Origin of the sequence: Pseudomonas sp. BN417 (genome assembly GCF_029871205.1) — a bacterium.
Lineage (GTDB): Bacteria > Pseudomonadota > Gammaproteobacteria > Pseudomonadales > Pseudomonadaceae > Metapseudomonas.
On sequence record NZ_SSOJ01000166.1, the window covers coordinates 64033 to 81137 of the forward strand.

At 66.4% G+C, this 17105-nt stretch carries 20 protein-coding genes; 6 read left to right on the forward strand and 14 right to left on the reverse strand.

Going from position 1 to position 17105, the window contains the following annotated elements:
* Window position 1 precedes the first annotated feature (1 nt).
* The 4 genes from livM to E8F11_RS29865 all read left to right on the forward strand — a co-directional run bounded on the left by livM (window position 2) and on the right by E8F11_RS29865 (window position 3874).
* Window positions 2–1288, forward strand: coding sequence for a high-affinity branched-chain amino acid ABC transporter permease LivM (gene livM, locus E8F11_RS29850; protein ID WP_280292530.1), 1287 nt, complete (start codon window positions 2–4; stop codon window positions 1286–1288).
* Window positions 1285–2157, forward strand: coding sequence for an ATP-binding cassette domain-containing protein (locus tag E8F11_RS29855; RefSeq protein WP_280292531.1), 873 nt, complete (start codon window positions 1285–1287; stop codon window positions 2155–2157). Before livM ends, E8F11_RS29855 begins: the two co-directional genes overlap by 4 nt.
* A complete protein-coding gene (locus E8F11_RS29860; protein WP_280292532.1) occupies window positions 2154–2870 on the forward strand; it encodes an ABC transporter ATP-binding protein in 717 nt (238 codons plus the stop codon). Before E8F11_RS29855 ends, E8F11_RS29860 begins: the two co-directional genes overlap by 4 nt.
* Window positions 2871–2935: 65 nt before the next feature.
* Window positions 2936–3874, forward strand: coding sequence for an ornithine cyclodeaminase family protein (locus tag E8F11_RS29865; protein WP_280292533.1), 939 nt, complete (start codon window positions 2936–2938; stop codon window positions 3872–3874).
* A 105-nt stretch (window positions 3875–3979) separates the two neighbouring features.
* Here the strand turns inward: E8F11_RS29865 and E8F11_RS29870 are convergent, their stop codons facing one another.
* A complete protein-coding gene (locus tag E8F11_RS29870) occupies window positions 3980–4303 on the reverse strand; it encodes an antibiotic biosynthesis monooxygenase (RefSeq protein ID WP_280292534.1) in 324 nt (107 codons plus the stop codon).
* Window positions 4304–4884: 581 nt separating this feature from the next.
* Here E8F11_RS29870 and E8F11_RS29875 point away from each other — a divergent pair.
* Complete coding sequence (locus tag E8F11_RS29875; protein WP_280292535.1) at window positions 4885–5649, forward strand: SDR family oxidoreductase; 765 nt, start codon at window positions 4885–4887, stop codon at window positions 5647–5649.
* Here E8F11_RS29875 and E8F11_RS29880 read toward each other — a convergent pair.
* The 7 genes from E8F11_RS29880 to E8F11_RS29910 form a co-directional block, all read right to left on the reverse strand.
* A complete protein-coding gene (locus E8F11_RS29880) occupies window positions 5627–6541 on the reverse strand; it encodes a glycerophosphodiester phosphodiesterase (RefSeq protein ID WP_280292536.1) in 915 nt (304 codons plus the stop codon). The two genes, E8F11_RS29875 and E8F11_RS29880, sit on opposite strands and share 23 nt — an antisense overlap.
* 275 nt (window positions 6542–6816) lie before the next feature.
* Window positions 6817–7389: a HupE/UreJ family protein gene (locus tag E8F11_RS29885; RefSeq protein ID WP_280292537.1), complete on the reverse strand. Its 573-nt coding sequence runs from the start codon at window positions 7387–7389 to the stop codon at window positions 6817–6819.
* 40 nt (window positions 7390–7429) lie between these two features.
* Complete coding sequence (gene ureG / locus E8F11_RS29890; protein WP_280292538.1) at window positions 7430–8044, reverse strand: urease accessory protein UreG; 615 nt, start codon at window positions 8042–8044, stop codon at window positions 7430–7432.
* A 14-nt stretch (window positions 8045–8058) separates the two neighbouring features.
* Window positions 8059–8733, reverse strand: coding sequence for an urease accessory UreF family protein (locus tag E8F11_RS29895; RefSeq protein ID WP_280292539.1), 675 nt, complete (start codon window positions 8731–8733; stop codon window positions 8059–8061).
* Window positions 8730–9230: an urease accessory protein UreE gene (gene ureE / locus E8F11_RS29900; protein WP_280292540.1), complete on the reverse strand. Its 501-nt coding sequence runs from the start codon at window positions 9228–9230 to the stop codon at window positions 8730–8732. The genes E8F11_RS29895 and ureE overlap by 4 nt, the downstream gene beginning before the upstream one ends.
* A gap of 170 nt (window positions 9231–9400) precedes the next feature.
* A complete protein-coding gene (locus tag E8F11_RS29905; RefSeq protein ID WP_280292541.1) occupies window positions 9401–10036 on the reverse strand; it encodes a TetR family transcriptional regulator in 636 nt (211 codons plus the stop codon).
* Between the two features lie 293 nt (window positions 10037–10329).
* The gene (locus E8F11_RS29910; protein WP_280292542.1) at window positions 10330–10818 is read right to left on the reverse strand and encodes a phage infection protein; all 489 of its coding nucleotides are present in this window, start codon (window positions 10816–10818) and stop codon (window positions 10330–10332) included.
* A gap of 283 nt (window positions 10819–11101) precedes the next feature.
* Here E8F11_RS29910 and E8F11_RS29915 point away from each other — a divergent pair, with 283 nt between their 5' ends.
* Window positions 11102–13150 carry an AsmA family protein gene (locus tag E8F11_RS29915; RefSeq protein ID WP_280292543.1) on the forward strand — a complete coding sequence of 683 codons (2049 nt, stop codon included), beginning with the start codon at window positions 11102–11104 and terminating at the stop codon, window positions 13148–13150.
* Between the two features lie 7 nt (window positions 13151–13157).
* Here E8F11_RS29915 and osmE (E8F11_RS29920) read toward each other — a convergent pair whose 3' ends face one another.
* From osmE (E8F11_RS29920) to E8F11_RS29945, 6 genes are all read right to left on the reverse strand, one after another.
* The gene (gene osmE / locus E8F11_RS29920; RefSeq protein ID WP_280292583.1) at window positions 13158–13496 is read right to left on the reverse strand and encodes an osmotically-inducible lipoprotein OsmE; all 339 of its coding nucleotides are present in this window, start codon (window positions 13494–13496) and stop codon (window positions 13158–13160) included.
* A gap of 235 nt (window positions 13497–13731) precedes the next feature.
* Window positions 13732–14103: an osmotically-inducible lipoprotein OsmE gene (gene osmE / locus E8F11_RS29925; protein ID WP_280292544.1), complete on the reverse strand. Its 372-nt coding sequence runs from the start codon at window positions 14101–14103 to the stop codon at window positions 13732–13734.
* 104 nt (window positions 14104–14207) lie between these two features.
* The gene (locus E8F11_RS29930) at window positions 14208–15473 is read right to left on the reverse strand and encodes an Hsp70 family protein (protein ID WP_280292545.1); all 1266 of its coding nucleotides are present in this window, start codon (window positions 15471–15473) and stop codon (window positions 14208–14210) included.
* A 91-nt stretch (window positions 15474–15564) separates the two neighbouring features.
* The gene (locus tag E8F11_RS29935) at window positions 15565–16047 is read right to left on the reverse strand and encodes a DUF6644 family protein (protein ID WP_280292546.1); all 483 of its coding nucleotides are present in this window, start codon (window positions 16045–16047) and stop codon (window positions 15565–15567) included.
* A 9-nt stretch (window positions 16048–16056) separates the two neighbouring features.
* Window positions 16057–16410, reverse strand: coding sequence for a DUF6152 family protein (locus E8F11_RS29940; RefSeq protein WP_280292547.1), 354 nt, complete (start codon window positions 16408–16410; stop codon window positions 16057–16059).
* A 179-nt stretch (window positions 16411–16589) separates the two neighbouring features.
* Window positions 16590–17036, reverse strand: a complete 447-nt coding sequence (locus E8F11_RS29945) for a YqaA family protein (RefSeq protein ID WP_280292548.1) — start codon at window positions 17034–17036, stop codon at window positions 16590–16592.
* Window positions 17037–17105 lie beyond the last annotated feature (69 nt).

Genomic DNA, 17105 nt, shown 5'->3' on the forward strand with positions numbered 1-17105 from the left:
CATGTCCTCGGCTATCGCAAGCAAACCCATCGATATCAAGAAAAGCCTGCTGGATGCGGTGCTCGCCGGCCTGCTGGCGCTGATCGTGTTCGGCCCCATCGTCGGCGTGGTCCTCGACGGCTACAGCTTCAACCTGGAGTTCAAGCGGGTCGGCGCGATGATCGGCGTCGTCATGCTCGGTCGCTTCGCCCTGAGCCTGTACCTGCAGACCGCCCGCGGCGAGCTGCTGATGCAGCGCTTCGAGAGCGCCGGCTCCGGCGTCCACGTGCGCGCGCCGGACTACAAGAGCCGGCTGCGCTGGATCATCCCGTTGATCATGCTCGCCGCCGTGATCTTTCCCCTCTTCGCCGGCAAGTACCTGCTCACCGTGGTCATCCTCGGGCTGATCTACGTGCTGCTCGGCCTCGGCCTGAACATCGTGGTTGGCCTGGCCGGTCTGCTCGACCTCGGCTACGTGGCCTTCTACGCCATCGGCGCCTACGGCCTGGCGCTCGGCTACGAGTACCTCGGCCTGGGCTTCTGGTCGGTGCTGCCGCTGTCGCCCCTGATTGCGGCGATGGCCGGTGCGCTGCTCGGCTTCCCGGTGCTGCGCATGCACGGTGACTACCTGGCCATCGTCACCCTGGGCTTCGGCGAGATCATCCGCCTGATCCTCAACAATTGGCTGGACTTCACCGGCGGCCCGAACGGCATGTCGGTGCCGTCGCCGACTTTCTTCGGCCTCGAGCTGGGCCGGCGGGCCAAGGAGGGCGGGGTGCCCTTCCACGAGTTCTTCGGCATCGCCTACAACCCCAACCTGAAATTCCTGTTCATCTACGTGGTGCTGTTCCTGGTGGTGATGCTGGTGCTCTACATCAAGCACCGGCTGACCCGCATGCCGGTCGGGCGTGCCTGGGAAGCGCTGCGCGAGGACGAGATCGCCTGCCGCGCCATGGGCCTCAACCATGTGCTGGTGAAGCTCTCGGCGTTCATGCTGGGCGCCTCCACCGCCGGCCTGGCCGGGGTGTTCTTCGCCAGCTACCAGGGCTTCGTCAACCCCTCGTCCTTCACCTTCTTCGAGTCGGCGCTGATCCTCGCCATCGTCGTGCTCGGCGGCATGGGCTCGACCGTCGGGGTGGTGATCGCCGCCTTCGTCCTCACTGTCGCCCCGGAGCTGCTGCGCGCCTTCGCCGACTATCGTGTGCTGCTGTTCGGCATCCTCATGGTGCTGATGATGATCTGGCGGCCGCGCGGGCTGATCCGCATCAGCCGCAGCGGCTTCACCCCGCGTAAAGGAGTCGCGCCATGAGCGAATACATCCTCAGCGTCGAGCACCTGATGATGCACTTCGGCGGCATCAAGGCGCTCAACGACGTCAGCCTGAAGATCAAGCGCGGCTCCATCTCTGCGCTGATCGGCCCCAACGGCGCCGGCAAGACCACCGTGTTCAACTGCCTGACCGGTTTCTACAAGGCCACCGGCGGGCGTATCCACCTCAACACCCGCGAGACCAGCACCGACATCATCAAGGTGCTCGGCGAGCCGTTCCAGCCGACCGACTTCGTCCAGCCCGCGCAGTTCGCCAGCCGCCTGCACTACAAGATGTTCGGCGGCACCCACCTGGTGAACCGCGCAGGTCTTGCGCGCACCTTCCAGAACATCCGCCTGTTCCGGGAGATGTCGGTGGTGGAGAACCTGTTGGTAGCGCAGCACATGTGGGTCAACCGCAACCTGCTGGCCGGCGTGTTCAACACCCCGGGCTTCCGCAGGGCCGAGGAGGACGCGCTGAACCACGCTTTCTACTGGCTGGAGGTGGTGGACCTGGTGGACTGTGCCAACCGCCTGGCCGGTGAACTCTCCTACGGCCAGCAGCGCCGCCTGGAGATCGCCCGCGCCATGTGCACCCGGCCGCAGCTGATCTGCCTGGACGAACCGGCCGCCGGCCTCAACCCGGCCGAAACCGAGGCGCTCAGCCGGATCATCCGCAAGCTGCGCGACGAACACGACCAGACCGTACTGCTGATTGAACACGACATGGGCATGGTGATGAGCATTTCCGACTACATCGTGGTGCTGGACCACGGCGAAGTGATCGCCGAGGGCAATCCCCACGCGATCCGCCACGATCCAAAGGTAATCGCCGCCTACCTGGGCGCCGAAGAGGAGGAAGTGGCATGAGCGCGTCCCTCCTGGAGTTCAAGGATGTCGACGTCTTCTACGGACCCATCCAGGCCCTGAAGAAGGTCAGCCTGCACATCAACGAAGGCGAGACGGTGAGCCTGATCGGCGCCAACGGCGCGGGCAAGTCGACTCTCTTGATGTCGATCTTCGGCCAGCCGCGCGCGGCAGCCGGGCAGATCGTCTACCACGGCACCGACATCACCCACCGCTCGGCGGACTACGTCGCCTCCAACGGTGTCGCCCAGTCGCCGGAAGGGCGCCGGGTGTTCCCCGACATGAGCGTGGAGGAGAACCTGCTGATGGGCACCATCCCCATCGGCATGGACCATGCCGACGAAGACATGCAGCGCATGTTCGAGCTGTTCCCGCGCCTCAAGGAGCGGCGTAACCAGCGCGCCATGACCATGTCCGGCGGCGAGCAGCAGATGCTCGCCATCGCCCGCGCGCTGATGAGCCGGCCCAAGCTGCTGCTGCTCGACGAGCCGTCCCTGGGTCTCGCGCCCATCGTGGTCAAGCAGATCTTCCAGACCCTGCGGGAACTGGCCCAGACCGGCATGACCATCTTCCTCGTCGAGCAGAACGCCAACCACGCGCTGAAGCTCTCCGACCGCGCCTACGTGATGGTCACCGGGGAAATCCGCATGAGCGGCACGGGCGAGGAACTGCTGGGCAACCAGGACGTCCGCAACGCCTACCTCGGCGGTCACTGACTGCTGTTCCTCCCCTCTCCCTCTGGGAGAGGGGCCGGGGGTGAGGGCCTGCCAAGGAGCTCAATATGCAATCTGTCCGCTTCTTCACCAACGCCGACGTCGCCACGGCGCTGGATTATCCACAACTCATCGAGGCCCTGCGCAAGGGCCTGGCCAACCCGGCCGAGGCGCCGGTGCGCGCCTGCCACGCCCTGCCGCAAGACGCCACGCTGCTGTGCATGCCGGTCTGGCAGAAAGGGCAGGGCGTCGGGGTGAAACTGGTCACCGTGTTCCCGAACAACGGCGCCAAGGGCCTGCCCTCGGTCGCCGCGCTCTTCACCCTGTTCGACGACGCCACCGGCCAGCCCCTGGCGGTGCTGGAGGCGTCCGAACTCACCGCCCGCCGCACCGCCTGCACCTCGGCCCTGGCCGCCAGCGCGCTGGTCCGCCATGACGCCAGCCGCCTGCTGGTGGTGGGCACCGGCGCCCTGGCCGCGCACATGGTCCGTGCCCACAGCGTGGTGCGCCAATACGAACGTGTGGATATCTGGGGCCGCGACCCGGAAAAGGCCGCGGCACTGGCGCGCCAGCTCAATGCCGAGGGCTATCCCGTGCAGGTGGCCGCCGATCTGCAGACCTGCGCCCAGCAGGCCGACTGCATCAGCTGCGTCACCACCTCGACCTCGCCGCTGATACTCGGCGACTGGCTGCGGCCGGGCTGCCACCTGGACTTGGTGGGCGCCTTCCTGCCGAGCATGCGCGAAACCGACAGTGCGGCGGTGGCCCGCTCGCGCATCGTGGTCGACACCCGCGCCGGCGCGCTGGAAGAGGCTGGCGACCTGCTCTTCGCCATTGCTGACGGCGCCATCAGCGAACAGAGCATCCACTTCGAGCTGAGCGACCTGCTCCACGGCCGTGGCCATCGCCAGACCAACAGCGAGATCACCCTGTTCAAATCCGTCGGCTATGCCCTGGAAGACCTGATCGCCGCGCAGTTGCTGCTGTCCCTGGCGGACTCCGCGTAGGTTGGCGCTGAGCCAGCGAAGCCCAACGATCCGTGCGCAGCCTGTTGGGCTTCGCGGAGCTCAGCGGAGCGCCGCCCGGCTCAACCTACGGATGCGCTTGCGTGCCTAGAACTCTTCGTCCTCCTCGGCGACAGGCAGCTTGGCCGCCAGCACCTCCACCCGTTCGATCTGCGGCGGTTCGCTGAACAGCTCACCGGCGCGCTCCATCAGGGCGGCGGCCACCTTACCGGCGAGGTGGGCCTGCAGCCCCACCTCGCCTTCGAACGCGTCGAAGATGCCGAAGCTCTGCGGACCCATGCGCAGGGCAAACCAAGCCGTGGTATCGGGTTCCTCTTCCACCAGCGGCAGGCCGGCGCGGAGGAAATCCTCCACTTCGGCGACTTTGCCTGGCTTGGCTTCCAGGCGTACCAGCAAGGCGACTCTGACCATGACCCGATCTCCTCTGTGACTAGGCAGAGAAGTCTAGGCCCGTGGGAAAAAGGGCCTGGCCCGCCTGTCCGATGGGGGATATCCACAGGCGTAGTGCGCGGCCTGCGCTTCTCCTGTGGGGGCGAATTCATTCGCCAAGCAGGCCGTAGGCCTGCCCATGGTCGCCGGGTGGGACTGCTGCGCAGCCCTTGGCGAATGAATTCGCACCTACAACGGACAGGCAAGGCTGCGATGTACCCACAAATCCTGTGCAGCGTTCTGTGGATAACTTGGGAGCAGTTGCTTCCACAGCCCGCAATTCGCTGTCCGCAAAGCCCTGATCAGAAAACGACCATTCAGGGTTTATCCTAGGGAAACAGCGGGTTAGCCATTTCATCCACTGCTCTTGCTCACTCGGAAACTTGTCCCCGCCAGCTGTGCGAAAGACTGTGGATAAGCTTGGGAAGCCTGGCTCTGCCCCAGACGCAACGGGGGCTGCGTGGTCCTGGTGATTTTTTCGCCAACTGTACCGCCCTGTGGATGGCGTAACCTATGTCGGTCAAATCGCAGATGGGCTCGTGCCCAGGAGCAAGGAGAACAGCATGACTTCCACCCTATTCATCACCGGCGCCACCTCGGGATTCGGCGAAGCCTGCGCCCGGCGTTTCGCCCAGGCCGGCTGGTCGCTGGTGCTGACCGGCCGCCGCGCAGCGCGGCTGCAGGCACTCAAGGACGAACTCTCGGCACTGACCGATGTGTACACCCTGGAGCTGGATGTGCGCGACCGCGCCGGCATGGAGGCGGCCATCGCCAGCCTGCCGGCGAAGTACGACAGGATCCGCGGGCTGATCAACAATGCCGGCCTGGCCCTGGGCACCGATCCGGCGCCCAAGTGCAGCCTGGATGACTGGGACACCATGGTCGACACCAACATCAAGGGCCTGCTCTACAGCACCCGCCTGTTGCTGCCGCGGCTGATCGCCCATGGCCGGGGTGCCGGCATCGTCAACCTCGGCTCCATCGCCGGCACCTGGCCCTATCCGGGCAGCCATGTGTACGGCGCCACCAAGGCCTTCGTCCGCCAGTTCTCGCTGAACCTGCGCAATGACCTGGTGGGCACCGGCGTGCGGGTCACCAACATCGAACCGGGGCTGTGCGAAAGCGAGTTCTCCCTGGTGCGCTTCGGCGGCGACCAGGCGAAGTACGACGCGACCTACGCCGGCGCCGAAGCGATCCAGCCGGAAGACATCGCCGAAACCATCTACTGGGTGCTGGAGCAGCCGGCCCACATCAACATCAACAGCCTCGAGTTGATGCCGGTGAGCCAGACCTGGGCCGGGTTCGCTATCGATCGCTCAGCGAAGTGATGCGGGTGGAGCGCCCGAGCAGTTGCAGGGCGCGATCCGGGTAGTCGGTGATCAGGCCATTGGCGCCCATGTCCAGCAGGTGGCGCATGGCCGGCTGCTCGTTGATGGTCCACATCTGTACCGCCAGCCCGCGTTGCAGCGCGGTCTGCATCAGGCCTTCGCTTGCCACCTGCAGACCGCCGCTACGCTCGGGAATCTGCAGGGCCTGGTAAGAGGGGCTGACCAGGCTGCCGAGGCCAATCCAGTTCAACGCCACCAGCAGCCGCACCGAGGTCGGTCCGGCCGAGGTGGCGACGCCCGGGCAGACCTGGCGGAAGCGCTTCAGGCTGCGCTCGTAGAAACTGCCCACGAGAACGTGATCCCGCTGCTCGTGCTCGTCCAGGAGGGCGCAGAGTTGCTCTTCCATGCCGACGTCCGGCACCTTGATCTCCACCACCTTGGGCCGCTCCGGGAAGCGCGCCAGCACCTGGGCGAAGGTCGGGATGCGGATGCCCTGGCCACGGTAGGGATGACTTTCGCCGCCATCGGCGCTCCAGCGGTAGCCGGCGTCCAGCAATTGCACTTCGGCAAGGCTCAGGTCGGCCACCTTGCCGGTGCCGTTGGTGGTGCGGTCCACCAGCGGGTCGTGCAACACCACCAGCTCACCATCGCGGGTGCGGCGCACATCCATTTCCAGCATGTCCACATCGAGGGCGTTGGCGCGCTCGAAGGCGAACAGGGTGTTCTCCGGCCAGAGACCTCGGCCGCCGCGGTGGGCGATCACCAGGGGCTTGTCGCCGAAGCCGGCGAGCACGCCGGGGCGCTCCGCCGGGCGGCTGGTCAGGGCCAGTGCCAGCAGGGCGATGGCAAGCAGGAAGAGGGGCGCGAGAAAGAATCGGGCGAAGCGCTTCATGTTGTTCTTATCCGTAAGACGTGGACGGGCGTGCCGAATCAAACGCGGGGACTATGACAAAGACGTGAAGGCGAGGCGAGGGGAGCGAAGAGAAATGAGAAGGGGACCGCGTTGTGGTCCGTGTGGGGATCCTGAGACAGGCGGCTTTTCTGTGGGGGCGATTTCAATCGCTAAGCAGACCGCAGGTCTGCCCTTCTGACTTCCAAGTGGGCAGCTGCGCCGCCCTCAGCGAATGAATTCGCCCCCACAAGGCGCTGGGCGTCTTCTGACGGGCTTCAACCCGCCAGCAACCACACCCCGGCACCCGCCGAGGCGCCACCGGCGATCCGCACCAGCGGTGCGGCGGCCTGCGGCAGGGCGCGGACGAGGCCGTAGCCGGCAGCGTGCAGGGCGGCGGTAACGGCGACGAAGCCGGCGGCGTAGCCCCAGGGGCTGGTCAGTTCGGGCAGTTCCAGGCCGTGGGCGACACCATGGGGCAGGGCGAACAGGGCGGTCAGGCCAGCGGCCAGCCGCAGCGGCGGGCGCATGGCCACCGCCACCAGCAGGCCGAGGGCCAGCACCGAGCCGGCGATGCCGGTTTCCATCAGCGGCATTTCCAGCCCGGCGAAGCCCGCCAGGCCACCCAGCAGCATGGTGCCGACGAAGGTCAGCGGCAGCACCCAGCGCGCCGAGCCCTGTTGCTGCGCGGCCCACAGGCCGACGGCGAGCATCGCCAGGAGGTGGTCGAGGCCGGTGACCGGGTGGGCGACGCCGGCCATCAGGCCGGAATGGTCGTGGCCGGCATGGGCGAAGGCCATGGCCGGGGTGAGGAAGAGGGCGATGGCGAAGAGCGATTTGCGCAGGTTCATGGTGCGGCTCCTTGAAGGCGAATCCTGTCGGGCGAAGTGATCAGGCGGCGGTCAGCAGGCCCTGCTTCTCGATGAAGGCGATGATCTCGTCGAGGCCCTGGCCGATTTTCTGGTTGCTGAACACGAACGGGCGCTCGCCGCGCATCTTGCGGGCATCGCGCTCCATCACCTCCAGAGAGGCGCCGACCATGGGCGCCAGGTCCACCTTGTTGATCACCAGCAGGTCGGACTTGCAGATGCCGGGTCCGCCCTTGCGCGGCAGCTTGTCGCCGGCGGAAACGTCGATCACGTAGAGGGTCAGGTCGGAGAGTTCAGGACTGAAGGTGGCCGACAGGTTGTCGCCACCGGACTCGACCAGGATCAGGTCCAGGGCGGGGAAGCGGCGGTTGAGCTGGTCCACGGCTTCCAGGTTGATCGAGGCGTCCTCGCGGATGGCGGTGTGCGGGCAGCCGCCGGTCTCGACGCCGATGATGCGCTCGGGCGCCAGGGCCTCGTTGCGCACCAGGAACTGGGCATCTTCCTGGGTGTAGATGTCGTTGGTCACCACTGCCAGGTTGTAGCGGTCGCGCAGGGCGCGGCAGAGGGCCAGGGTCAAGGCTGTCTTGCCGGAGCCGACGGGGCCGCCGATGCCTACGCGCAGGGGTTGGCTGTTCATATGCTGTGCATCTCCTAGGAACGAAACAGACGGCTGTACTGGCGCTCGTGCGCCATGCTCGCCAGGGCCAGGCCGAAGGCGGCGCTGCCCCAGCGGTCCGGGGGGATTTCAGTGGCCTCGCGCTGGGCCTGCTCCAGGCGCGGTAGCAGGGCCGAGGTCAGGCGCTGGGCGGCCTGCTGGCCCAGCGGCAGGGTTTTCATCAATACGGCGAGCTGGTTTTCCAGCCAGCCCCAGAGCCAGGCGGCGAGGGCATCCAGCGGGGTGATGGACCAGGCGCGCGCGGCCAGGGCCCAGGCCACGGCGAGGCCGGGTTGCTCGAGTTCCTCGAGCAAGGCGCGGCCGGCCTCGTCCTGTTCGGGCAGGTCGTTCAGCAGTTGCTGCAGGGAATAGCCCATTTGCCGGTTTTCCAGGTGCAGCTCCCGGGTCTCGCGGCTGGCGCGGTGGCGCCCGGCCAGGGTCTTGAGTTCGGCCCAGTCGCCCTCTGCGGCGGCTTCGCAATGGGCCAGCAGCAGCGGCGCCTCGAAGCGCGCGAGGTTCAGCAGCAGCTGGTCCTCGATCCAGCGCGCGGCGCTGTCCGGGTCATGCACCAGGCCAGTGTCCACCGCCAGCTCCAGCCCTTGGGAGTAGCTGTAGCCGCCGATGGGGAGTTGGGGACTGGCGAGCCTGAGTAGCTGCCACGCAGTGTTCACTTGCGCACACCGAACTGGTGCAGGCGTGGTGCGTAATTGAAATCCGCCTCGAGCTGGTGGGAATGGTGGTGGCCGCCGCCGTAGGCGCCATGCTCGGGCTGGAAGCCGGCTTCGACCTGCGCCACCGTGGCGCCGAGCTGTTCCAGCATGGCCTTGAGCACGTAGTCGTCCAGCAGGCGCAGCCAGCCGTCGCCGATCTGCAGGGCGACGTGGCGGTTGCCCAGATGGTAGGCGGCACGGGTGAGTTCGAAGGCGTTGGCGCAGGTGACATGGAGCAGCGCCTCCGGGCGGGCGCTGACGCGTACCGTGCGGCCATCCTGGGCGCGCAGGCAGTCGCCATCGCGCAGGGGCGGCTGGCCCCGTTCGAGGAACAGGCCGACGTCCTCACCCTTCACCGTGAAACAGCGCAGGCGGCTCTTGCTGCGTGCCTCATAGGTCAGCAGCAGCTCTTCGTCCCAGTTCGCCCGGGTATCAATTCGTTCGTGAATGACCAGCATCGGGGGAATCCGGCAGTGTGCAATGCCGGGTCCAGAGCAAGGCCCTTGCCAAGATGGGCGGATGCCTGTTCATGCGCCGTGGCGCGGGCGCGTGCCTGCCTGTGGGGCGCGAGTGTGGTCCTGGATGGTGCGCAGCGCACCAGGCGGGTGCGCCGCTGCTGGCGCTTCGGTCAGCTTTGCGGCTTGCCCGGCCCGAGCCAATGCTTGCCGCCGATCATGATGAAGCGCAGCTGCTGGGTGATCTTGGCGGCAGGGCGCAGGTGCGGCGGCAGGTTGTCCGCTGGCGGGTCGATCAGCTCGGGCAGGGTGGCGAATACCGTCTTGACCACCAGGTCGGCCACCAGTTCCAGGCCGTCGTCTTCCAGTTGCGGCATGCGCTTGACCAGCTTGAGGTCGGCGGCCAGGTCGGCGGTGATGCGCAGGCGCAGCGCGCCGATGGCCTGGCGCACCGGCTGCGAGCCACCGTACTGCTCGCGGGCGAGGAAGAGGAATTGGCCACGGTTGGCGGCCACGGCGTCGAGGAAGATGCGCACCGAGGCTTCGATGATGCCGCCCAGTTCGAACTCATTGCGCCGCACCATGCGAATGGTGGCGCGGAAGGTTTCGCCCACTTCCTCCACCAGGGCCAGGCCAAGCTGGTCCATGTCCAGGAAATGGCGATAGAAGCCGGTGGGCACTATGCCGGCGTTGCGCGCCACTTCCCGCAGGCTCAGGCTGCCGAAGCCGCGGCCGCTGTCCATCAGGAGGCGCGCGGCGTCCATCAGGCCCTGGCGGGTCTGCTGCTTCTGTTCCGAGCGTTGGGTCATGGACGAGGCCAGTGGCGAATGTGCGGCGCACTCTAGCAAATGGCCTTTGCGGGCGTCGAACCGGTTTCGGTGGGCAGGTGTTGGCTGTAATTCAATCGCGAAAGCTGTCGGGGCGGTAGGGTGGACCACGCTTCATCGGTCCACCATGGGCGCCCAAGCCTGGCATCGATGGTGGATAGGAAAAGCGCTATCCACCCTACGGGGCCGCTTTGCGGCCCTTCGCGAATGAATTCGCCCCCACAAACAAAAAGCCCGGTGTCCGCCGGGCTTTGAAGGGGTAAAGCGCGCGTCGATCAGCTCAGGCGCTGGGCTTGCAGCAGACGGTCGGAGCCACCTTCGGCGACGCGGAAAGCATTGGTGCGATCGGAGCCGCTTTCAGCGACGCGGTTGGCGCCGGTACGGTCGGAACCGCTTTCAGCGATGCGGTTGGCGCCGGTGCGGTCGGAGCCACCTTCGGCGATGCGGTTGGCGCCGGTGCGGTCGGAGCCGCTTTCAGCGACGCGGAAAGCATTGGTGCGATCGGAGCCGCTTTCAGCGACGCGGTTGGCACCGGTACGGTCGGAACCGCTTTCAGCGATGCGGTTTGCGCCAGTGCGGTCGGAGCCGCCTTCGGCGACGCGGTCCAGGACCATGAAGCTGCCTTCAGCGGCGACCGGGTCGATCACCTGGATGTAGCTGCCTTCGCGGGACTCGCCCAGCACCGGCTGGGGATCGGACGGCAGGGCAAAGACGCTGGTGCTCAGGGTGGCGAAGAACAGGGCGGCGAAGGCTTGGGTTTTCATGATCTGGGCTCCTCGAAGGGGCTGGAAACTGGGTACGGAGCCAATCTTACGGATGGGGTGCTGATTAAAAAGTGATCACGCCCGATAGAGAACATCAACGCCGTTGATGTTGCTCCAGCGCCTTTATAATCAGGGACTTGACGCTATATTGCCGGCTCTTTTGCGGCCTTGTCCGCGCGCTGCCCTGCGACGATGCTGAGTATCCCGGGGCTTTTTCGGGTCGATAGGGAATGGACATCACACTGCGCTGCCTGAGGCCGCGGTGGGAAAAGGGGAGAAGTGCATGACGCGAGGTCTTCGCATCCTGGCCAGGACGGTACTGGCGCTGGCGCTGCTGCTGGCAGCCTGGTTGGTACTGGTCGCCACCTTCGACTGGAACCGCATCAAACCCGCGCTGAACGAGCGGGTATCCGCTGAGTTGGGTCGCCCTTTCGCCATCGAGGGCGACCTGCGGGTGATCTGGCAGCGGGAGGTCGGGGAGGGCGGTTGGCGGGCGCTGGTGCCCTGGCCTCATTTCGTTGCCGAAGAGCTGCACCTGGGCAACCCTGAATGGGCCAGGGGCGGGGATTTCGTCAGCCTGCAGCGGGTGGAGTTCCGTGTCGCGCCCCTGCCGCTGCTCTGGCGGCAATTGAGCATTCCGCGCATCGAACTGGGTGGCCCCCAGGCCAGCGTCAAGCGCCTGGCCGATGGCCGCAACAACTGGACATTCGAGCTGCCGGCCAAGCCGGAAGGCGAGGAGGAAAAGGCCTCCAGCTGGACCCTCGACATCGGCACCATCGGCTTCGACAAGGGCCAGGTCGAGGTGGACGATGCCAAGACCCGCACCCGCCTGGACATCCAGGTAGACCCCCTGGGCAAACCCATTCCCTTCAGCGAGCTGCTGCCTGCCAAAGGCGCCAGGCCGGCCACGGTCGGTGCCCAGGACTACGCTTTCGGCTGGCAGGCCAAGGGCAGCTACCAGGGCCAACCGCTGAAGGGTAGCGGCAAGGTGGGCGGACTGCTGGCGCTGCAGAATGCCGACCTGCCCTTTCCCCTGCAGGCCGAGATCAAGGCCGGCGATACCCGCATCGTCCTGATGGGCACCCTGACCGATCCCAGGCAGCTGGGCGCACTCGACCTGCGCCTGCAGCTCTCCGGCAAGAGCCTGGCCCAGCTCTATCCGCTGATTGGCGTGCCCCTGCCGGAAACCCCGGCCTACTCCACCGATGGCCGGCTGCTGGCGAAGTTGCAGGAGCCCGGCGGCGCGGAGTTCCGTTACCAGGGCTTCAATGGCCGCATCGGCGGCAGCGATATCCATGGCGACCTCAGCTACGTCGCCCGGCAACCGCGCCCCAGACTATCCGGCAACCTGACATCGGAGCAGCTGCGCTTCGCCGACCTTGCGCCGCTGATTGGCGCCGATTCCAAGGCCGCGCAGCAGGCCCGTGGCGTCGCCAGCCGGCAACCGGCGGACAAGGTATTGCCGGTGGAGCAGTTCCGCACCGAGCGCTGGCAGGTGATGGACGCCGACGTGACCTTCACTGGCAAGCGCATCCAGCACAGCGAGAAACTGCCCTTCAACGATCTCTTCAGCCATGTACTGCTCAACGATGGTCAGCTGAGCCTGGACCCCCTGCGCTTCGGCGTTGCCGGCGGCAGCCTGGACGCCACCATCCACCTCGATGGCCGCCGCGCGCCCCTGACCGGCAAGGCGCGGCTGCAGGCCAACCACTTCAAGCTCAAGGAGCTGTTCCCCAACGTCCAGGCCATGCGCAGCAGCCTGGGTGAGCTCAACGGCAAGGCCGACCTCTCTGGCACCGGCAACTCGGTGGCGGCGCTGCTGGGGACAGCCAGCGGCAATCTGCAGATGCTGGTCAACGACGGCACCATCAGCCGCAACCTGATGGAGATCGCCGGGCTCAACGTGGGCAACTATCTGGTAGGCCGGTTGTTTGGCGACGAGGAAGTGAAGATCAACTGCGCCGCGGCGGACCTGGGCATGACGGACGGCCTGATGACCCCGCGGCTGTTCGTGTTCGATACCGAGAACGCCCTGGTGCAGATCGACGGCAGCGCCGACTTCCGCAACGAACGTCTGGACCTGCGGGTCAATCCGGAGTCCAAGGGCATGCGGGTGTTCTCGCTGCGTTCGCCCCTCTATGTGCGCGGGACTTTCAAGAATCCACAGGCCGGAGTGCAGGCTGTGCCGCTGATGGTGCGTGGGGCGGGGATGCTGGCGCTGGGTGTGGCGGTGGCGCCGGCTGCGGCCTTGCTGGCGCTGGTGGCGCCTGCGGCCGGAGGCGAGGAAGGCAATGCCTGCGTGCCGCTGCTGGAGCAGATGCGCAAGCGCTAGGCGCGGTTCAGAGCTGGTCGCGCTCCGCCTGTTCGCGTTGGCCGCAGGTCATGAAGCCCTTGTGGCGCACACGGCCGGCGCTGTCGAAGCTGACGTGGTAGGGCTGCTGGTGGCCTTCCTCGTTGAGGATGTAATTGTTGCAGGAACCTGGGTGGACGCTGCGCTGGATGATGGAAGAGGGGCGGCCGCCGATGATCAGCACCTGCTGGCGGCTCATGCCGGGCTCGACATCCTTCACCAGGGGTTGATTGCGGAAGGTGAAATAATCCGTGGGGTTTTCGATCTTGCTGGCGCAGCCCGCCATCGATGCCAGGGCACAAGCCATGACAAGCGCTTGCTTGTACATCATGGGTCCTCATGGGTTAACGCATTTGAAACACTGCGCTTGGAACATCGGAAAGTGGGGAGAGTTCGCCCGAGAACGCCCGAAGATCGAGCAGGCGATGGACGGCATTGCGCCAGTAGCTGGCGAATTGCCTGGCGAAAGGATCGAAAGCCACGGCCGGTGCGGCTTTCAGCTGTCAGTGGTGGCGAAGTGATGGTTGTCGCTCCGCTCGAGCCTTTCTGCGAAATGCGACTGCTCAGTAACCGCCACCGCGATCGACTTTCTTGCTATCGGCTTTCTCGCGTTCGGCAGTTTCGCGCTGCGCGCAGGTCATGAAACCCTGCTCCTCCACCCGGCCGCTGCCATCGAAGCTCACGTGGTAGGCCTGCTGGTGGCCGTCCTGGTTGAGGATGTAGTCGTTGCAGATGCCGGGGTTCACGGCCCGGCGAACGGAGGAGGATGGCGGACCGCCGATGGTTTTCACCTGTTGCTCGGTCATGCCTTCCTCGACCTGCTTGACCAGCGGCTGGTCACGGTAGGTGTAGTAGTCGGTGGGGTTTTCCATCTTGCCGGCGCACCCGACCAGCGAAGCCAGGGCGCAGGTCAGGATCAACGCTTGCTTGCTCATGGCGGACCTTCCCTATCTGGCGCGGGATTGCCCCGCGATGGGTTTCAGCCTAGTCCGCCAGGCCGGCCCGACCGTTCGGAGCGGGCCTTTTTACCGATGAGCGGTCAGCCGTAGCGTTTCCTCGCCTCGATGGCCAGGCCGCTGCCGATGCTGCCGAACAGGTTGCCTTCCACCTGGCGGGCGTTGGGCAGCATGGCGGCGACGCTCTGGCGCAGCGCAGGGATGCCGCTGGAGCCGCCGGTGAAGAACAGGGTGTCGACCTGCGTGGCGCTGACGCCCGCCTGGGCCAGCAGGGCATCGACGCTGGCGCGGATGCGTACCAGCAGCGCGTCGATGGCTTCCTCGAACAGCGGGCGGTTCAGTTCCACCGCCAGGCCCGGCTCGACGCGCGCCAGGTCGATGCGGCGCCTGTCGGCCTGGGTCAGCTCGATCTTGCTCTCTTCCACTTGCATCGCCAGCCAGTGGCCGGCGCGCTGCTCGATCAGGCTGAACAGGCGATCGATGCCGGTGCCGTCGACTATGTCGTAGCGCATGTTCTTCAGCGCCAGCTGCGACTTCTGTGCATAGACGGCGTTGATGGTGTGCCAGGTGGCCAGGTTCAGGTGGTAGCTGGTGGGCATCAGCGCGTCGCTCTTCATCCGGCTGCCGTAACCGAACAGCGGCATCACGCCGGCCAGCGAGAGCTGCTTGTCGAAATCGGTCCCGCCGATGTGCACGCCGCCGGTGGCGAGGATGTCGTCCTGGCGCTCGGCCACTTCGCGACGCTGGGGCGACAGGCGCACCAGGGAGAAGTCCGAGGTACCGCCGCCGATGTCGACGATCAGCACCAGCTCCTCGCGCTCGATGCCGCGCTCGTAATCGAAGGCCGCGGCGATGGGTTCGAACTGGAAGGAAACGTCCTTGAAACCGAGCTTCTGCGCCACCGCTACCAGGGTGTACTGCGCCTCCTGGTCGGCCTCGGGGTCTTCATCCACGAAGTACACCGGACGGCCCAGCACAACCTGCTCGAACTCGCGGCCGGCCGCGGCCTCGGCACGCTTCTTCAGCTCGCCGATGAACAGCCCCAGCAAGTCCTTGAAGGGCAGGGCGCTGCCCAGCACCGTGGTCTCGCTTTTCAACAGGGGAGAGCCCAGCAGGCTTTTCAGCGAGCGCATCAGGCGACCTTCGTAGCCTTCCAGGTATTCGTGCAGGGCCTGTCGGCCATAGGCCGGACGGCGCTCCTCGGTGTTGAAGAACACCACCGAGGGCAGGGTGATCTTCTCGTCCTCCAGGGCGATCAGCGGCTCCACATCCGGGCGCCACCAGCCGACGGTGGAATTGGAGGTACCGAAGTCGATGCCCAGGGCGCGAGCGGGGAGGACGTTGTTCATGCTGCGGGTGTTCCGGGGAAAAAACGGCCGCGCAGTTTACGCGAGCGGGACGAGGATTGCTGCCGTCCCGCGGCGCACTTCGTCGCGGCGGCTAGAGGTAGGCCAGCAGCCGGCCGGCCGACATCACGCCGCACCAGATCAGGATCGACAACGCCACCTGCAACCTTCCGGCCAGCGGCGGCCGCACGTCCCAGTCGGCCAGGCGTGTCGACCAGCGCGCGCGGAACAGCAGCGCATTGGCGATGCCCAGCCCCACCAGCAGGAGCTTGAGCTGCAGCAGCCAGTTGCCCAGGAGCGGCCTGGCATCGGCGGCGAACAGGCAGAAGCCGGTACCCAGGAGCAGCAGCAGGCCGGCGACGCCGATCGGCGTGAGGCGCCGCGATACCTCGAGCAGCGGCACCTCCCGGGCGGCGCCGAGCAGTCGCAGGTCGAGCAGCAGCATCGAGCCCAGCAGCATCACCAGGCCCGCCAGGTGCAGCAGGTTGGCCGCCGGATAAAGCACCTCCGAGTTGCGCATCAGGGCGCCAAAGCTCGATGCCTCCAGGCGCTCGGCCCAGGGCAGCAGCGCGTCCATCGCCATGTCTCAGCGCAGCTCGATCGTGCGCCCGTCGACGATGATGCGCTCGGCGCGGATCTCCGCCGTACCGTCCTTGCGTGGGTAGCCGACTATGGTCACGGTCTTGCCGCTGGTCAGGTCGGCCTCCGGCAGCCCGCGAGCCTTCATGCGGTTGATGGGCGCCAGCACCACATGCCATTCGCGGCCTTCATAGTCGATTGTCACGTGGGCATGGGGGTTGCGGTAGGCCACCTCCTTCAGCGCCGCCTCGATGGTCAGCGTCTTGTCCGCGTCGTAGGAGCTCCAGCCGTGGTGCGCCAGGGCAGCAGTGGCGCCCAGCACCAGGGCGAAGAAGGCGATCAGCAGGGAGAGCTTTTTCATGCTATTGGCTTCCGGACAGCGACCGGGAAAGCGTAGGCGCTGAATCAGCCGTCGGCGCGCAGGGCAGTATTCCGAAACACAATGGCCGCGCTCGCAGACGTAGGGTGGATATCGCTTTTCATATCCACCAACGAGGGCCATTCCACCTCCGATGGTGGATCGGTGAAGCGTGATCCACCCTACGAAAGCCCGCTCCATCCCAGGGTCAGCATGGCCAGCGCCAGGTATCGCCCGGCCTTGGCCAGGGTCACCAGCATCAGGAACACCCAGAAGGATTCCCGCATCACCCCAGCCACCAGGGTCAGCGGGTCGCCGATCACCGGTACCCAGGCCAGCAGCAGCGACCAGCGGCCATAGCGGTGGTAGAAGGCCTGGGCCTTTTCCAGCTGCGCCTGCTTCACCGGGAACCAGCGGCATTCGCGGAAATGCTCCAGATAACGCCCCAGCCACCAGTTCAGCAGGGAGCCCAGCACGTTGCCGCAGGTCGCCACCGCCACCAGTGCCCAGGCCGGATGCGCCTTGGCCAGCAGCAGGCCGACCAGCAGCGCTTCCGACTGCAGGGGCAGCAGGGTGGCGGCGCCGAATGCGGAGAGGAACAGGCCCAGGTAGGCGGTGAATGCCAGCACGTGGAGGTCTCGGTAAAGCGGGGCGCCAGTGTGGCGGCCGACGAAGGGCGGGACAAGGCGCAGGGGCGT

Bases quoted from the DNA above. Each gene is read 5' to 3' on its own strand.
- E8F11_RS29915 (WP_280292543.1), top strand. From the start codon at position 11,102: ATGACGCGAGGTCTTCGCATCCTGGCCAGGACGGTACTGGCGCTGGCG.
- E8F11_RS29910 (WP_280292542.1), bottom strand. From the start codon at position 10,818: ATGAAAACCCAAGCCTTCGCCGCCCTGTTCTTCGCCACCCTGAGCACC.
- E8F11_RS29885 (WP_280292537.1), bottom strand. From the start codon at position 7,389: ATGAACCTGCGCAAATCGCTCTTCGCCATCGCCCTCTTCCTCACCCCG.
- E8F11_RS29930 (WP_280292545.1), bottom strand. From the start codon at position 15,473: ATGAACAACGTCCTCCCCGCTCGCGCCCTGGGCATCGACTTCGGTACC.
- E8F11_RS29935 (WP_280292546.1), bottom strand. From the start codon at position 16,047: ATGGACGCGCTGCTGCCCTGGGCCGAGCGCCTGGAGGCATCGAGCTTT.
- E8F11_RS29865 (WP_280292533.1), top strand. From the start codon at position 2,936: ATGCAATCTGTCCGCTTCTTCACCAACGCCGACGTCGCCACGGCGCTG.
- E8F11_RS29880 (WP_280292536.1), bottom strand. From the start codon at position 6,541: ATGAAGCGCTTCGCCCGATTCTTTCTCGCGCCCCTCTTCCTGCTTGCC.
- osmE (WP_280292544.1), bottom strand. From the start codon at position 14,103: ATGAGCAAGCAAGCGTTGATCCTGACCTGCGCCCTGGCTTCGCTGGTC.
- livM (WP_280292530.1), top strand. From the start codon at position 2: ATGTCCTCGGCTATCGCAAGCAAACCCATCGATATCAAGAAAAGCCTG.
- E8F11_RS29870 (WP_280292534.1), bottom strand. From the start codon at position 4,303: ATGGTCAGAGTCGCCTTGCTGGTACGCCTGGAAGCCAAGCCAGGCAAA.
- E8F11_RS29855 (WP_280292531.1), top strand. From the start codon at position 1,285: ATGAGCGAATACATCCTCAGCGTCGAGCACCTGATGATGCACTTCGGC.
- osmE (WP_280292583.1), bottom strand. From the start codon at position 13,496: ATGTACAAGCAAGCGCTTGTCATGGCTTGTGCCCTGGCATCGATGGCG.
- E8F11_RS29860 (WP_280292532.1), top strand. From the start codon at position 2,154: ATGAGCGCGTCCCTCCTGGAGTTCAAGGATGTCGACGTCTTCTACGGA.
- E8F11_RS29940 (WP_280292547.1), bottom strand. From the start codon at position 16,410: ATGAAAAAGCTCTCCCTGCTGATCGCCTTCTTCGCCCTGGTGCTGGGC.
- ureG (WP_280292538.1), bottom strand. From the start codon at position 8,044: ATGAACAGCCAACCCCTGCGCGTAGGCATCGGCGGCCCCGTCGGCTCC.
- E8F11_RS29905 (WP_280292541.1), bottom strand. From the start codon at position 10,036: ATGACCCAACGCTCGGAACAGAAGCAGCAGACCCGCCAGGGCCTGATG.
- ureE (WP_280292540.1), bottom strand. From the start codon at position 9,230: ATGCTGGTCATTCACGAACGAATTGATACCCGGGCGAACTGGGACGAA.
- E8F11_RS29875 (WP_280292535.1), top strand. From the start codon at position 4,885: ATGACTTCCACCCTATTCATCACCGGCGCCACCTCGGGATTCGGCGAA.